This window comes from Vibrio sp. R10-SF1-ISO8 (assembly GCF_059833805.1).
Window position 1 is genome coordinate 286,132 of record NZ_JCBDHL010000008.1, and the last position, 14,674, is coordinate 300,805.

Annotated in this window: 15 protein-coding genes; 6 read left to right on the forward strand and 9 right to left on the reverse strand. The window is 45.4% G+C overall.

Annotation, left to right across the window (positions count from 1 at the left end):
- The first annotated feature begins 30 nt into the window (after positions 1-30).
- Genes AC6R00_RS04985 through rlmM form a run of 4 tightly spaced genes read left to right on the forward strand, consistent with a single transcriptional unit; the run spans position 31 to position 3,034 of the window.
- Positions 31-939, forward strand: coding sequence for a transcriptional regulator GcvA (locus AC6R00_RS04985; RefSeq protein WP_494505852.1), 909 nt, complete (start codon positions 31-33; stop codon positions 937-939).
- On the forward strand, positions 932-1,558 hold the full coding sequence (locus AC6R00_RS04990; RefSeq protein ID WP_500639521.1) for an alpha/beta family hydrolase: 627 nt from the start codon (positions 932-934) through the stop codon (positions 1,556-1,558). Before AC6R00_RS04985 ends, AC6R00_RS04990 begins: the two co-directional genes overlap by 8 nt.
- On the forward strand, positions 1,548-1,946 hold the full coding sequence (locus AC6R00_RS04995; RefSeq protein WP_494505850.1) for a DUF423 domain-containing protein: 399 nt from the start codon (positions 1,548-1,550) through the stop codon (positions 1,944-1,946). Before AC6R00_RS04990 ends, AC6R00_RS04995 begins: the two co-directional genes overlap by 11 nt.
- Positions 1,943-3,034: a 23S rRNA (cytidine(2498)-2'-O)-methyltransferase RlmM gene (gene rlmM / locus AC6R00_RS05000; RefSeq protein WP_494505849.1), complete on the forward strand. Its 1,092-nt coding sequence runs from the start codon at positions 1,943-1,945 to the stop codon at positions 3,032-3,034. The genes AC6R00_RS04995 and rlmM overlap by 4 nt, the downstream gene beginning before the upstream one ends.
- Positions 3,035-3,068: 34 nt before the next feature.
- Here rlmM and AC6R00_RS05005 read toward each other — a convergent pair whose 3' ends face one another.
- The 6 genes from AC6R00_RS05005 to queF form a co-directional block, all read right to left on the reverse strand.
- Positions 3,069-3,818: a DNA/RNA non-specific endonuclease gene (locus AC6R00_RS05005; protein WP_494505848.1), complete on the reverse strand. Its 750-nt coding sequence runs from the start codon at positions 3,816-3,818 to the stop codon at positions 3,069-3,071.
- A 192-nt stretch (positions 3,819-4,010) separates the two neighbouring features.
- Complete coding sequence (gene xni, locus AC6R00_RS05010) at positions 4,011-4,796, reverse strand: flap endonuclease Xni (protein ID WP_500639522.1); 786 nt, start codon at positions 4,794-4,796, stop codon at positions 4,011-4,013.
- Positions 4,797-4,876: 80 nt separating this feature from the next.
- Positions 4,877-6,241, reverse strand: a complete 1,365-nt coding sequence (ppnN, locus tag AC6R00_RS05015; RefSeq protein WP_500639523.1) for a nucleotide 5'-monophosphate nucleosidase PpnN — start codon at positions 6,239-6,241, stop codon at positions 4,877-4,879.
- Between the two features lie 200 nt (positions 6,242-6,441).
- Positions 6,442-8,007, reverse strand: coding sequence for a diguanylate cyclase domain-containing protein (locus tag AC6R00_RS05020; RefSeq protein ID WP_494505845.1), 1,566 nt, complete (start codon positions 8,005-8,007; stop codon positions 6,442-6,444).
- Between the two features lie 100 nt (positions 8,008-8,107).
- Positions 8,108-10,378, reverse strand: a complete 2,271-nt coding sequence (locus AC6R00_RS05025) for a tetratricopeptide repeat protein (RefSeq protein WP_494505844.1) — start codon at positions 10,376-10,378, stop codon at positions 8,108-8,110.
- A gap of 13 nt (positions 10,379-10,391) precedes the next feature.
- A complete protein-coding gene (gene queF / locus AC6R00_RS05030) occupies positions 10,392-11,237 on the reverse strand; it encodes an NADPH-dependent 7-cyano-7-deazaguanine reductase QueF (protein WP_500639524.1) in 846 nt (281 codons plus the stop codon).
- A gap of 82 nt (positions 11,238-11,319) precedes the next feature.
- Here queF and syd point away from each other — a divergent pair, with 82 nt between their 5' ends.
- Positions 11,320-11,865, forward strand: coding sequence for a SecY-interacting protein (gene syd, locus AC6R00_RS05035; protein WP_500639525.1), 546 nt, complete (start codon positions 11,320-11,322; stop codon positions 11,863-11,865).
- A 2-nt stretch (positions 11,866-11,867) separates the two neighbouring features.
- Complete coding sequence (locus AC6R00_RS05040) at positions 11,868-12,644, forward strand: Zn-ribbon-containing protein (protein WP_500639526.1); 777 nt, start codon at positions 11,868-11,870, stop codon at positions 12,642-12,644.
- 26 nt (positions 12,645-12,670) lie between these two features.
- Here the strand turns inward: AC6R00_RS05040 and AC6R00_RS05045 are convergent, their stop codons facing one another.
- The 3 genes from AC6R00_RS05045 to dapE are packed head-to-tail and all read right to left on the reverse strand — an operon-like array spanning position 12,671 to position 14,666.
- Entirely contained in the window at positions 12,671-12,847 is a 177-nt protein-coding gene (locus tag AC6R00_RS05045) for a DUF2897 family protein (protein WP_500639527.1), read from the reverse strand.
- An 8-nt stretch (positions 12,848-12,855) separates the two neighbouring features.
- The gene (locus tag AC6R00_RS05050; protein WP_500639528.1) at positions 12,856-13,533 is read right to left on the reverse strand and encodes a M15 family metallopeptidase; all 678 of its coding nucleotides are present in this window, start codon (positions 13,531-13,533) and stop codon (positions 12,856-12,858) included.
- Positions 13,533-14,666, reverse strand: coding sequence for a succinyl-diaminopimelate desuccinylase (gene dapE, locus AC6R00_RS05055; RefSeq protein WP_500639529.1), 1,134 nt, complete (start codon positions 14,664-14,666; stop codon positions 13,533-13,535). Before dapE ends, AC6R00_RS05050 begins: the two co-directional genes overlap by 1 nt.
- Between the last annotated feature and the right edge of the window lie 8 nt (positions 14,667-14,674).

The window sequence follows — 14,674 nt, forward strand, 5'->3', positions numbered from 1 at the left end:
AAAAACTAATCCAATTTATAGAAGGTCACTATGTCCAGAAGATTGCCTCCTTTGAACTCATTAAAAGTGTTCGAAGCCGCGGCTCGACATCTGAGTTTTACTCGCGCAGCCGAAGAGTTGTTTGTGACTCAAGCTGCCGTCAGTCATCAGATTAAGGCGCTAGAAGAATTCCTTGGCTTAAAGTTATTCAGACGCAGAAACCGCTCGTTACTGCTTACAGAAGAAGGTCAAAGTTACTTTCTTGATATAAAAGATATTTTCACATCGTTAGCAGAAGCTACTGATAAAGTACTCGAGCGCAGTGAGAAAGGGGCATTAACCATCAGTTTACCGCCAAGCTTTGCGATTCAATGGTTAGTCCCTAGATTAGCGGATTTTAATCAACAAGAGCCTGATATTGATGTTCGAATTAAAGCGGTCGATATGGACGAAGGCTCGTTGACCGATGACGTCGACGTGGCGATTTATTATGGTCGCGGTAATTGGCCAGGTTTGCGAGCGGACAAACTGTATCAAGAATTTTTGATCCCACTCTGTTCACCTTCATTACTTTTAGGTAACAAACCATTAGAAACTCTAAGTGACTTGAAGCAACATACCTTACTTCATGACACCTCTCGCAAAGATTGGAAACAGTTTGCTAAGCAAAATGGCATTGAAGGAGTTAACGTTAATCACGGGCCCATTTTTAGCCACTCAACTATGGTACTTCAAGCCGCTGCTCACGGTCAGGGGGTTGCACTTGGTAACAATGTTTTAGCTCAACCCGAGCTTGAAGCAGGCCGTCTGATCGCACCGTTTGATGAGGTCTTGGTGTCTAAAAATGCTTTCTATGTTGTTTGTCATGACAAACAGGCCGATATGGGACGTATTGCTACTTTTCGTGATTGGATGTTAGCCAAAGCGCAAAGCGAGCAAGAGGAGCTTTTAGATGACTGATTACCTCATTGACGGTGACAAAGGCAATCCGTTGTTTATTTTTGCTCACGGAGCTGGTGCTGGAATGGATCACACCTTTATGGAAGCAGTGGCAAAGGGCCTTGCTCAAAAAGGTATTCAGGTGGTGCGCTTTAATTTTCCTTATATGGTTAAGCGAGCTGAGGACGGTAAGAAACGTCCGCCAGATAGAGCACCTAAATTACTGGAAGCCTACCAAGCCGTTGTTGACCAGTACTGTCCAACTGGTGCGGTTGTTATTGGTGGTAAGTCAATGGGTGGGCGTATGGCGAGTCTTCTCTCTAGTGAGGACAAGGTTGCAGGTGTTGCTTGTTTAGGCTTTCCGTTCCATCCACCGGGTAAACCCGAGAACTACAAAGGTGGTCACTTAGCAGAGATAGAAAAGCCTTGTCTCATCCTTCAAGGTGAGCGCGATACCTTTGGTAAGAAAGAAGAATTTGAACAGTTTGATCTCTCTTGTGCAATCAAGGTGGAATTTATTCCCGATGGCGACCATAGCTTCAAACCTCGTAAGAGTTCAGGGCATACCGAAGTCGGTAACATCGAACTGGCTATCGATCACTTAGCCAAGTTTATCCTAGAGGTGTCTGATGCGAAGTAGGTTCTGGTTAGCGTTGGGTGGTGTATTGTGCGGCCTTGGTGTTGCTTTGGGGGCGTTTGCTGCTCATGGTTTGAAGAAAATGCTCTCACCTTATCTGATTGAGGTTTTCTCTACGGGCGTGCAGTACCAATTCATTCATGGCATTGCTATTTTGCTTTGTGGTGTGTTACTTGGGTTAAAATTGCCGCTTAAGTCACAAAAATATTTCTCCCTTGCCGCGGTTTGCTTTATCATCGGCATCCTTTGTTTTAGCGGCAGCCTCTACGCGTTGGCATTAACAGGCATTAAATGGTTTGGTCCTATCACACCATTAGGTGGTTTAACGTTTATGCTTGGTTGGGGTTTGTTCGTATACGCAGCACTACAGGTTAAAGAGGTGAACCAGTGAAACAATTAATGCTCTACTGCCGCAGCGGCTTTGAAAAAGAGTGTGCCGGAGAGATTCAAGATCGTGCTACTCAGTTAGAAGTGTTTGGTTTCCCACGTCTTAAAAAAAACACTGGTTATGTGCTGTTTGAGTGTTACCAAGACGGTGATGCAGAAAAGCTTGTCAAAGAGCTCGATTTTAAATCGCTGATCTTTGCTCGCCAGATCTTTGCTGTCGCAGCTGAAATTCAAGAACTGCCACGTGAAGATCGTATCTCGCCGATTTTGCATGATTTAAGCTTCGTAGAGACCATGCCTCGTTGTGGTGATATTCGCGTTGAAACGCCAGATACCAACGAAGCGAAAGAGCTACTTAAGTTTTGTCGTAAGTTCACTGTGCCAATGCGCCAAGCTCTACGTGGCAAAGAGATTCTGTTCCCGAAAGACAGCCCTAAAAAGCCTGTGTTACATATTTGCTTTGTCGCTCCGACGCATTGCTTCATCGGTTATTCTTTACCTAGCAATAACTCGCAGTTCTTCATGGGTATCCCTCGTCTTAAGTTCCCAGCGGACGCACCGAGTCGTTCAACTCTGAAGCTAGAAGAAGCGTTTCACGTGTTTATTCCTCGTGAAGAGTGGGATGAACGCTTAGCCGCAGGTATGTGGGGCGTTGACTTAGGGGCGTGTCCAGGCGGTTGGACGTACCAACTAGTGAAGCGTTCGATGTTTGTCCACTCTGTCGATAACGGCATGATGGCTGATAGCCTAATGGAAACCGGGCAGGTTAAACACCACCAAGAAGATGGCTTTAAATTTGAACCGGCACGTAAGAACGTAACTTGGCTAGTGTGTGACATGATCGAAAAGCCATCGCGCGTTGCTCAATTGATGGGCGAATGGATTATCAGTGGTTGGGCGAAAGAAGCGATTTTTAACCTTAAGCTGCCGATGAAAGGGCGTTACGACGAAGTGTTAGAAGATATCGAGAATTTAAAACTCTTCCTGATTGAAAATGGCGTGAAGTTTAAGCTTCAAGCTAAGCATTTGTACCATGATAGAGAAGAAATCACGGTACATGTTCAGTGTTTATCGAATATCTCACCGCGCTAAATTAAAAACGCTCCCTAGATAGGGAGCGTTTTTTTTAGTTGGACGTTGGCCACATTTCCCACAGCTGCGCTTCCATGCTCTCTTCAGTGCTGTTAGCAATAAGAGAAAAGAAGTCCAATCCTGTTTGCTGCTCAACCGCATCGATTGTAGTGACGAAGCTTGCAAGCTCACTGCTAGAGACATCTCTATGTGGAACAATGAAGGCTATGGCTTCATTGAAAGCAGGATCTAAGATTACTTTGTAAAAAGCGCTCGGTATGATGACATTGTTACCTATGGCGCTTTCGTTACCTTGATAGATAGGTCCAGTGACCACGTAGAGCTCGTTGTACTCGTTCGCAAGATCACGTACGTGCTCTTCCAGGATGCGCCAACCTACACGGTTAAAACCCGGAAGCTGAGGAGACATATTGCTCATCAAAAAGCTCTGCTTCATAGAGTCTTGGCTAAAGTCCATTGTGGCAGATGGCGCTAGGTGTCCTCGATCATAGCCAGAGCCGCTGTAATCGGCTAGCGTGGAGCGAGCATAGTCGGGGAGCTCACTGTCTTCTTTGAAGCTATTACTGCGTTTATAGCTGGCGTTAACACTTTCTGCGGTAATGTGGTAAGCCACCCAGTCGGCATTTTTGGTTTGATAGTTGTAGCCAACGGCATACCCATCCCGGCAAAGCAATTGATCAGGTTGCTCTGAAGGCAAGCCTACGTCTAAGTGCTTTCCACAGGTTTGCGCGAAAGTTGGTAGGGAAAAGACAACAGCAAGTGTTAGTAAAACAGTATTTTTCATTATTATGCTCCTTGTTATTGGAGCTATGAAAAATAGTCGATTGGCTTTGCGTTACTGTGATAGTGGTTAAATGTTAATCAATACTTGGTCCGGTATTGAGCAGTTAAATATTAAGCTTGTGAAAGTAACCGATTTCACAACAGATTCGATTAACATTGCTTTTCTAATCAGCTAGTTAATATGTTCTAGGCATTATTGAGTAGCTTCATTCTCACCATTAAAACGAATATCTTGCAGGTTAAAACCGAGTTCCATATCGGTTTTGAGTGCTGCAATCGTCTTACATTTTCGCGCTGATTCAATATGCTCATCTAGTTTCTTACGATACTTAGTAGGGAGTTCTTCACTGGCGAACGCTTGTTCGATGTCGCTAAACTGGGTAAGGATTTCTTTGGCGGCCTTTGGTCCAACCCCTGGTACACCAGGTACCTGGCTTGAACTAATCCCTGTTAGCCCCCAATAATCGGCAAGCTGACTCGGCTTAACGCCAAATTCAGCCTCGATAAAAGGTTCGTCCAACCAGCGATGCTGAAAGTAGTCTCGGATTTGTAGAGTCGGAGAAAGGAGCTGACAGTAACCTTTATCCGTCGACACAATCGTGACTTTCTCGCCATGATTAGCCACCTTAGTTGCTAGAGTAGCGACTAAGTCATCAGCTTCGTCTCCATCTGAAAGTAGCGAGTCTATCCCAAGCTTCCACCAAGCATCTTGAATTGACTCTAAGCCTTGTAACAAAGGTACGGGCATAGGTTTTCGGTTTTGCTTGTACTCTGGCAAGATCTCCGCTCGCCAACCTCGTTCTTGAAGGTGATGATCGAACACGGCAATGATATGAGTTGGTTGTGACTCGGATAAAATACGATTCAGAGTGCGGGTTGTCGTATTGATGGTTCTTGCTATATCTGTGGGATCGGGTTGCGCGGAATGAACGCGTCGGATCAGGTTGAGAGCATCGATGATAACAAGATGAATAGACATACAAATCAAAAAAATAAGGGCTTAGAGCCCTTATTGTATAGATTGAGGTTGAGATTACCAGTCAGTACAGTAAACAGTACCTAGCCTGATGTCTTAATTTGGTAGCAAGGTTCGTAGGCGGTACCACCTGGTAACTTCATGCGGTCTTGCTCGACGAAATCTTTAAGTAGCTTATCCATTTTCTTCATCAAGCTTGCGTCTCCATCTAAGATGAATGGGCCGTGACGTTCGATTTCACGAATACCTTCTGCTTTGACATTACCGGCAACGATACCGGAGAACGCTTGACGTAGCGCTGCTGCAAGGTTCTCTGGACGCTGATTTAGGTGTAAGTCCAAGCTTGCCATATTATCGTGGGTTGGGTCGAAAGGTAGCTGGAATTCTGGCTCAATTTTTAATGACCAGTTAAAGCTGTAGGCATCGCCGGTATCTTTACGGTACTGACGCACATCCGACATGCTCTGCTTCATGATTTGAGCGACTTTGGCTGGGTCGTCAACAACGATTTGGTAGTGTTTCTGCGCCTCTTCGCCAAGCGTATCACCAATAAAGCGGTCTATAGAGCGGAAGTACTCTTCGCTCTCTTTCGGGCCTGTCAGTACGATAGGTAGTGGCTGGTCGGAATTGTCAGGGTGCATCATAATACCAAGAATATAGAGCAGCTCTTCTGCTGTCCCTGCGCCCCCCGGAAAAATCACAATCCCGTGGGCCATACGTACAAAGGCTTCTAAACGCTTTTCGATGTCTGGCATGATGACCAGTTCATTGACGATAGGGTTTGGTGGCTCTGCGGCAATGATTGAAGGTTCGGTTAGGCCCAAATAACGCTGTTCATAGTAACGCTGCTTCGCGTGACCAATCGCTGCGCCTTTCATCGGGCCTTCCATCGCGCCCGGTCCACAGCCGGTACAAATGTTCAACTCGCGCAGACCAAGTTCGTTACCGACTTCTCGAGTGTATTGATATTCGGTGGGATTGATTGAGTGCCCACCCCAACATACCACTAGGTTCGGTTCGATACCTGGCGTCAGGGTGCCTGCATTGCGTAAGATGCCGAAAACAAGGTTAGTGATATGACTAGCGTTAGTCAGGTTAAGACGCTGATTATCAGCAAGGTGCATATTGACGTACACGATGTCACGCAAAACTGAGAATAGGTGTTCTTGAATCCCTTTGATGATCTCACCATCGACAAAGGCGTGCTCTGGTGCATTGGTGAGTTCGAGCTTAATGCCACGCTCACGACGCACGACGTTGACATCAAAAGATTTGTATTTGTCGAGTAGTTCTTTAGAGTTATCGGTGTGGCTGCCGGAGTTAAGAACCGCGAGGGTACAGTTGCGGTAAAGTTGGTAAAGATCACTTGCAGCGGTTTTCTTAAGGCGCTCAACTTCAAGTTGAGAAAGTAGATCCATACTACCTGCTGGACTAATGTGTGTGATCATAGTGACCTCCTTGACGAAACAGCACTCATAGAGAGTGAGATATCATTATTGTTATTGTCCATATACGTTGCCAATCCGCGAACAAATTAAGCAAACGTCTAATAAGCTTAGCAGCTTTTTACAGATAATAAACCTAACTAATTGATATCTATAGATCAATCACACTAATGAAACATCATGGTGGGTTTGTGAAGTGCCGTCTAGCGCCAAACGAGTTGGTTCTTACCGAGCGTTTTTGCTTCATTAAGGCACAAGTTGAGTCGCTCTAAGATCTCTTCGGGTGTATCCGAATCTTTGAATGCAGTACTTGCGGCGGAAAGGGTGATGGTTAAGTTTCGATCACGGAACTTAAATGGCAACTTAGATACCTGACCCTGAATCGCTTGAATCATATTGAAAGCGTTGCTGTCAGAGAGCTCTGGGAGCAACAACACGAATTCTTCACCAGAGAAGCGCGCCACGGTATCTGTATCGCGGATCTCTTTCTTAATTGTGCGAGCAATAATTTTCAGTGCCTTGTCACCTGCGGCATAACCAAAACTGTCGTTGATCGCTTTAAAGCCATCGACATCGAGTATAACGACACGAAGAGTATGTTGTGCGCGTATCCAGCGGCGGTACTCTAACTCAAGGCGATCGCCAAATGCGGCTCGGTTATATACCTTGGTCAGTGGGTCAAGCAGCATACGTTGTGCTTGATCTTCTAAGCGGCGGCGATAGTCCTGAGTCACTTCATACAATGCTTCTAGTTGGTTTTTGCCGTAATCCATGCGCTCAATCAAGGCTTGTTCACGTTGTTCGGCGTGTTTCAAGCGCTCAGTCAATGAGTTCAGTTGAGCCAGTAAAGGGTTCACCTGTTCTTTCAGCGAATCTAAACTTTCTGCATTGGACACTTTGGACTGCGTATCGGTGACGAGTTCAGACAACTCAGTGTTCATCTCTTGGCGATGAGCAAAATAGCTTTGGGATTGCTGTGAGTTTTGCTGTGAGCTTTTCAGTGACGACGAGAGCGAAGAGTTGATTTGTTCGAGAAACTGTTCTGAAGTTTTACGCTCATAATGGGTGCCATCAATAACCAACTTAAGCGTTTGTAGCGTTAACTCTAACAAAACGTGGCTGTTTACCCCAATCAGTAACTTAGCGCGAATGTCTGTTAGCAGCTCCCCAGACTCGCCTTCAAAATCAAGTTCAGTAATCAAATGCTGCAATTCTTCGGAAAGGCGAAGCAACAGCTCACGATCGGAACTAGCCGCGATTTGGTTAACGCTGTAGTCAGGGTTGGTTGTGATGATTTTTACGGAGCGCTCATAAAGGTTAAGCAGTCTTAGGGCTTGTTCTGCTCTTGGATGCTTAAGGCCATCGGAGTAACTGAGTAAATCGCGTAGGTCGCGTTTGATCTTCGGAGGCAGCCCAGTCAAGCGCAGTAGCGTTTCACCACTATGCTTAATTTGGGAGTCCAAATGTTCAGTTTGTTGTTCCATAGCCAAGCCTTGTTGTTTTAGCAAACGCTCCAATACCGCCAGTTTTGGTATTAGTGAGCTGACGTCTTGCTGCTGCTCGATAGCTTGTTTCAGTTCCATGAGTCCCGCTTGTAGTCGCGGGTTTTCACATTTATAAGCACTACTTAACGACGAGATGACACGCTGAAGTACCTTTTGTTCTCTATTAAATTTGAACGAGGTATCCCTTTGTGTCAATCGAACTTGTTCCAATTGAGATTTCAGGTTGTGCAGCTGTGACTGAAGATCTTGTTCGATTACGCCCATGAATAAACTTAAAAATAGAATCTACTTATATCTAGTGATCTGTCGATAATATCAAATAAATCACGGGCGTCACGACTTACAACGTTTGATTGATGCGCTTTTATTCATCTTTTAGCAGTTTTTTGATACCGTCCTCATTCTTGAAAGAAGAGTGAACTTTTATTAACCCCTGATTGATGGAATGCTTGCACGCCTTACGGATATTACCGGTGGCTAAACTTGCAGCAGGCGCGTTCTCAATCGCTTTCAAGTAGACCCACTGACTAGAGTGCTCTTTCATGCTCAGCGTTCTTGCTGTACTGGTTGACATTAGTAGCACATCAACTAGTTCCTTATCATTAACCGCAGTATACGCCCTTGGTAGGAAAGGGTAGTCCGCCATACCAATACGAATGATGCGGTTGAGTAAACGATCGGGTTCGAACTCAAGGATCCATTGTTGGATCTTTTCAAACAACTGTTCAGGGTCGGTATTACGTTCGCTGTTTGGTTCAATGTACAGCAGGTTGGCATCAGAAAAATGATAAATTCTTGCTGGATGTTCTACGCGCTGTTTTAAATAATCACCAAAAGCACGTTCTAGCTTTAAGCCTTCTTGGTAACCATGTTGCAAATACATGTTGCGTAAAAATGGCACGTCAATCATTACAAAGCGCAGACGGTCGTTGAGTGGTTCATGAATCAACTCACCAACATGCCACTTCTCAAACTTATGACTGCTCTCCTCTAAAGAGGCAGGAAGTTTAGCATTAAGCATACGTAAGTTTTTTAACCCAGAGCGAGAATGGGTATAAAGATCTTCGTTAAGAACATCGAGCTCTTCTTTTTGCACATTGATCACGTGACCACGACGTAAAATGAAGATAAACAGCAACGCGGATAAGACAAACAAGGTGAAGGTTATCTTCTGGAATTTTCGATATTCGTTATGGGTTTCTTCTAACTCTTGTTGCTGGCCGCTTAAATGTAGAGTTTGTTCTACAAACTCTTTCTGTTGTCGGAAAGCATCTTCACTGATCAGATCTAACTCTTGCTGTTCAATCGTTGCTAGAGAGTTGTAGTGTTTAAGGTACTCTAAAGCCTTTTGATACTGGCCATTGAGTTCGTAGCCTAAATAGAGCATCTGATAAGAAGACTTCTGCATGCTGATATCTTGCAATTGCTGTGCTATCTCAAGCGCTTGATTCGCGCTTTCCAGTACCTTTTTAGGCTCTTGTTTATGGCGAGCTAATCCGGCTTCTAGTAGTAAAGCGTAGGCCTTTAACCTTGGAATATCTGCGTATTGGAGTAGCTCTTGCGCGCGTTCAAGATATTGTTCAGCCAAAGTATAATTGACTAGGTGTAAGTAGGTTGTCGCAAGCGAGATGCGAATATCGATCACGCTTTCAATGTTGTTTTGCAGCCGTTCATGATCCATTGCGTTGAAGTAGTGAACCAGTGCGAGATTGTATTTACCTTGGTAATAGTAAATATCGCCCATGCGCTTAAGCAGTGGCGCTAATGCAGGCGAGTTCTCATAGTTATCATAAAAATCAGCCGCTTGCGAAAAGTGGTCATTGGCTTTATCTAACACGCGGCGATCATAAAATAGCTGCCCCAGAATACGGTTAACTTCAGCAAGTTGACGCGCAGAGTCGGTTTCTATAGCCGTCCAGTAACTGATCAGTAACTCTGACAAGGCACGGTTGTACTTCTTGTTGGCAAGGAGTTGTTTACCCACTGTGGTGTGGTATTCAATTACGGTATGAATCGACTTTGAGCTGTCTACATACGGCTTTACTTCTGAATAGAGTTGGTCAGCGAGCTTTAGGTTACCTTCAGAAGAGGCAATCTCTGCTTTCAGCATTGTCATACGGTACTTTAGACCGCGAGCTAACTGCTGTGGATTATCAATGTGACTGAACTCTTCTTCTATCTGCGCCATTTTATCTCTGGCAGCTTCAGCGTCACCATTGATAAGCCAAGTTAGTCTGATCTCAACTAACTTTAGATCCAGCAGTAAATAAGGCAGCTTGTAAGTTATTGCTAAAGATTTTGCTTCTTTCAGAAAACTCAATGCTTCAAGCTGATTGCCTAAGTTAAACTCCGCTCTGGCGAGAATGCGCAACGCGTCAATTGTGCCGCCCGGGGTTCGAGTTCGGCTGTCTGCTTCATCGCGAGAGATGGCAGAAGGGCTTTTTTCAGTTTTGTCGGTCAAAGTACGCTGGGTTAGATAATCTGTGGCAAGTTGCTTGGCCTGTTTCGGAACAATGTTGACCAAACTGTTTGCCTCACTCAGGACGGCTGATGAGTACAGAGTGTTTGCCCAAAGTGGCGCAGAGAACAGAACCAATAACGCGCCAAGCAAGCGCTTCCAGCGTACATTTACCATTAGAGTCGACTTCCTATTGACGAGCCATGCGTTGATTATGACTAGGTTGGTTGTTTACGTTGGAGCGGTAAGGGTTGATATCCAAACCACCACGCCTTGTATAACGTGCGTAAACCGTCAACGATTCAGGCTGACAGAATTCCATAATGTCAGTAAAAATACGCTCAACACATTGTTCATGAAACTCATTGTGCTCGCGGAATGAGACAAGGTAGCGAAGTAGGGCTTCACGATCGATTTGCTTACCCTTGTATTGAATTTCGACACTGCCCCAATCCGGTTGGTTTGTGATTAGACAGTTTGATTTCAATAAGTGGCTGTGCAGGCTCTCTTCGACAACGTCACCGATTGCAGCTCCTTGAATAAGCGTGCGGTCAAAGTCGTAGCTAGTGATCTCAATATCTTGCTCGTCAATGCAGTCGCCATCCATTGTGACCACAACGGAGTCCGTGTAATCCACGACAGAACGAACCGTTACAGAGACTGTTTCACCCGCGCAGGTTGAAAGGTCTCTAACCAGTGTTTGTTCTACTTGATCCCAAGAAGAAAAACGAGTTTGGTTGAAGCTGTTTAGATATAGCTTGAATGACTTAGATTCAATCAGGTTGGCGCTAGTCGCAGGAATTGAAACTTCACCAATCGCCACTTGTGGTAGGCCTTTCTCATTGAGCCAAGAGAGTTCGTAAAGTGTCCAAATATCGCAGCCTTGAAAAGGCAGTGAGTCACCTAAGTTAAGGTCATCACGATTGAGGCTACGAGGTACAGGTTGCAACAGGCTGGCGTCATATTGGTTTGAATATTCGGTCTTTTGACCAAGCGTTAGGCCAGCAAGCTCTTTCGCATCAGAATATTTGCTCATACTTTTGTTCGTTTTCTATTAGAATGTCGAGAATTTTACGCAATCCCGCACCTAAAAGCGAATATTCATGTTGGAGAATCTAATGGCTGATCATGCCTTGCAAGCGTTACTCTCATTCAGTGAAAAATACCGTCAGGCCTATCTTGATGCACATGGCCACCTACCACAAAGCGAAGAGTTGGTCGATCTTGTATCACCATGTGTCGAGCGCAAAACGGATGATGCAGTTGAGTGGCAGGCTTTTACAAGAGAGCAAGCTGCAGATTTTACCAATGTAGAAAATGGTATTGAGCTAACACTTCATGAAGACGTCAAAACCTTTTATGGCTCTCAATACAGTGCAGATATGGATGCGACTTGGCAGGGGAACGAGCTAACGCTGCTGCAAGTATGGAGCAATGATGACTTTGTTCGTTTACAAGAGAACATTCTAGGCCATCTCGTGACTCAGCGCCGTTTGAAGTTAAAGCCAACTGTGTTTATCGGCGCTACGGATGCGGAATTGGATGTTGTCTCAATCTGTAACTTAACAGGGAACGTGATTTTAGAGCGACTAGGCACAGATAAGCGCGATGTCTTAGCACAAGACATCGCCGAGTTTTTGGCCAACCTAGAACCTGTGGTGTAATCATGTACGTTGTAGAACTTCAGTTTGAGTGCTTTGACAACACCACGGTTAGTGCGGTAGACAAAGCGATCAATGGTTTGATGGATGCGCTGCGTTATAACGGCCAAGTGTTGGGGCGTGAGTTTCCAATTGTGATGGGAGATGGGGAGTTCTTTGTCCGCGTGGTTTGCCCTGAACAAGATAGTCTACATCCGAGTTACCATTCAGACTTTGTAAAGGTCTGTTTAAACCGCCTGTCTGAGGCAAGTCTACTAGCGCCTAAAATGCGTCTTCTTGGCCGTGACCTTAATTCTGAAGAGGCTGCGGAAGAGGAACAACCAAGTTGGCAGGTTCTATATACCACGTATGTTCATACCTGCTCTCCACTCAGAAGTGGTGAAACACTGTTACCGATCCCGCTCTATCGTAATGGAGCGACATTGAATGGCGATCACAAAGCGGTGGTAAAATGGCAAACCGAGTGGCAAGCGTGTGACGAAATACAGATGGCTGGTGGTTGCCGAGCCGAGCATGCTGCGCTGCATGAGATTTGCGATACTGACAGCGTGTTGTTCAAGCGTGGTTGGGATTTACGCGGTCGCATCGAATACATCACTAAGATACCTACATACTACTATCAGTATCGAGTCGGTGGACAAAGTCTCGCAGATGAAAAAGCACGGAAATGTCCTAAGTGCAGTGGTGAATGGTTATTAGAAGAGCCACTACACGATATCTTCTACTTTAAGTGCGATGATTGCCGAATTGTCTCCAATATTTCTTGGGATCACCTCAAGTAATACCTGAAAATAAAAAAGACGCTAACTTAAGCGTCTTTTTTTGAATCTTGCGACTCTGGATTCGTCTCTTCGCCGTCGGTGTGTGGTTTCTTTTCAGACTGACCAAACTTCATATTGGCTGTGTATTTAAGGGCAGCAATGTTACCTATTACGACGCTCAACACAATAACAATGATAACCCATGGGTTAGTCAGTAAATCCATCACCGCACCTATTTTGAAATATTGCTAACAAACTGATTGTAGATCGTTTCGAGCTGTTCTAACACCGTCTTCTTACCCAAAATCGACGTCGAGGCAAGCTGTTGTTTGAGTGTCGACGCATCCAACTGTTTTAAGCATTGCTCTGATATGGCTTGGTGACTGATGTGCCATGGTTCAGGTGCGACACCACCGAGATCTTGGGCATAAGGGAAAAAGAACCCGTAATCATGGAGATTGTGCCTCAACCAATCATAAAAGGCTTTCTGATGTCCTGTTAGGTATTCCCATGGCTCGAGCTTGAGTGTCTGACCCTGAGGTAAGCTACCTCGATCAAACACATCAAAATCTGTTCCCCAGTGGTGGCGACTGCCGCCCGGTAAGGCAGACCAGCGGAGAATCGCCATAACCTTATCGAGTTCAGATAGAGACTCCGCCTGGATGACTTGGCTCTCGCTATCCAAGATGTCCGTTTTACCTGACATCTTGTTATTCCAGATCGTCGCTTGACGTTCAAAATCGCGAAAGCCACTGGCAATATTGAGATTGAATCCAGCCAACGTTGCTGACTGTTTGAGTGCCAATAAATCTTGGCTCACAGCAGTGTGAACCAAGAACGCTTTTTGTCCGACTATTGTCTCTACAAGGTGGCTAGTCACTCGCCCTGTCAGTTGCTCTGGTGTCATCATTAAGCGAGTAGGTTTTCTAATGTCTTCTGGTACATTTGTGTCAGCTTCTCTAAATCTGAAACCTTAACGCACTCGTTAACTTTATGAATGGTGGCGTTTACTGGGCCTAGCTCAACTACTTGACCACCCATGCGGGCAATAAATCGACCGTCAGAAGTACCACCTGTCGTCAGCAGCGCAGGTTTAGTTTGGTTAACCGCATCAACCGCATCAACCACTGCATCAAGTAGTGCACCGGTATCGGTTAGGAATGGGTCGCCATTGAACGTCCATTTAAGGTCATAGTCTAAGTCATGCTTGTTTAATGTTTCAGTTACACGAGAAACGATGGCATCGTTGTTGAGCTCGGTACTGAATCGCAAGTTGAACTGAACGTTAAACTCACCAGGAATGACATTTGATGCGCCTGTCCCTGCGTGGACATTAGGGATCTGGAAACTGGTTGGCGGGAAGTAAGCATTGCCTTTGTCCCACTCAATGGTTGCCAATTCATGGATAGCCATCAGAGATTGGTGAACCGGGTTTTTCGCCAGATGGGGGTAGGCGACATGACCTTGAATTCCTTTGACTGTTAGATCGCCAGTAATAGACCCACGGCGACCATTCTTCACGACATCACCCACCACCTCTGTACTTGAAGGCTCACCGACAATACACATGTCGATGTTTTCTCCGCGTTCCATCAGTGCTTCTACCACACGGACTGTTCCGTTAATAAATGGGCCTTCTTCATCTGATGTGATTAAGAAACCAATTGAGCCTTTGTGATCAGGGTTATCAGCAATGAACTGTTCAACCGCGACAATCATACTTGCCAAAGAACCTTTCATATCGGCTGCACCGCGACCGTGTAAGAAACCATCCTTGATGGTTGGCTCAAAAGGAGGGGTGTCCCATAGTTCAATCTTGCCCGCTGGCACGACATCAGTGTGGCCAGCAAAAGCGAATAGGGGAGCTTGTGTGCCACGGCGAGCCCAGAAGTTGGTGGTATCTTCAAATACCATGATTTCAATTTCAAAGCCTAGTGCTTTGAGTCGCTCAATCATTACCTCTTGGCAACCTGCATCTTCAGGTGTTACCGATTGGCGACTAATTAAATCTTTTGCGAGAGCCAGAGTTGGGCTATCTGTCATCCTTGAAA

Excerpts from the sequence above, each read along its gene's own strand:
- AC6R00_RS05045 (WP_500639527.1), bottom strand. The coding sequence starts at position 12,847 with ATGGATTTACTGACTAACCCATGGGTTATCATTGTTATTGTGTTGAGC.
- AC6R00_RS05050 (WP_500639528.1), bottom strand. The coding sequence starts at position 13,533 with ATGATGACACCAGAGCAACTGACAGGGCGAGTGACTAGCCACCTTGTA.
- dapE (WP_500639529.1), bottom strand. The coding sequence starts at position 14,666 with ATGACAGATAGCCCAACTCTGGCTCTCGCAAAAGATTTAATTAGTCGC.
- AC6R00_RS05005 (WP_494505848.1), bottom strand. The coding sequence starts at position 3,818 with ATGAAAAATACTGTTTTACTAACACTTGCTGTTGTCTTTTCCCTACCA.
- AC6R00_RS04995 (WP_494505850.1), top strand. The coding sequence starts at position 1,548 with ATGCGAAGTAGGTTCTGGTTAGCGTTGGGTGGTGTATTGTGCGGCCTT.
- AC6R00_RS05025 (WP_494505844.1), bottom strand. The coding sequence starts at position 10,378 with ATGGTAAATGTACGCTGGAAGCGCTTGCTTGGCGCGTTATTGGTTCTG.
- AC6R00_RS05020 (WP_494505845.1), bottom strand. The coding sequence starts at position 8,007 with ATGGGCGTAATCGAACAAGATCTTCAGTCACAGCTGCACAACCTGAAA.
- AC6R00_RS04990 (WP_500639521.1), top strand. The coding sequence starts at position 932 with ATGACTGATTACCTCATTGACGGTGACAAAGGCAATCCGTTGTTTATT.
- syd (WP_500639525.1), top strand. The coding sequence starts at position 11,320 with ATGGCTGATCATGCCTTGCAAGCGTTACTCTCATTCAGTGAAAAATAC.
- AC6R00_RS05040 (WP_500639526.1), top strand. The coding sequence starts at position 11,868 with ATGTACGTTGTAGAACTTCAGTTTGAGTGCTTTGACAACACCACGGTT.
- ppnN (WP_500639523.1), bottom strand. The coding sequence starts at position 6,241 with ATGATCACACACATTAGTCCAGCAGGTAGTATGGATCTACTTTCTCAA.
- xni (WP_500639522.1), bottom strand. The coding sequence starts at position 4,796 with ATGTCTATTCATCTTGTTATCATCGATGCTCTCAACCTGATCCGACGC.
- queF (WP_500639524.1), bottom strand. The coding sequence starts at position 11,237 with ATGAGCAAATATTCTGATGCGAAAGAGCTTGCTGGCCTAACGCTTGGT.
- AC6R00_RS04985 (WP_494505852.1), top strand. The coding sequence starts at position 31 with ATGTCCAGAAGATTGCCTCCTTTGAACTCATTAAAAGTGTTCGAAGCC.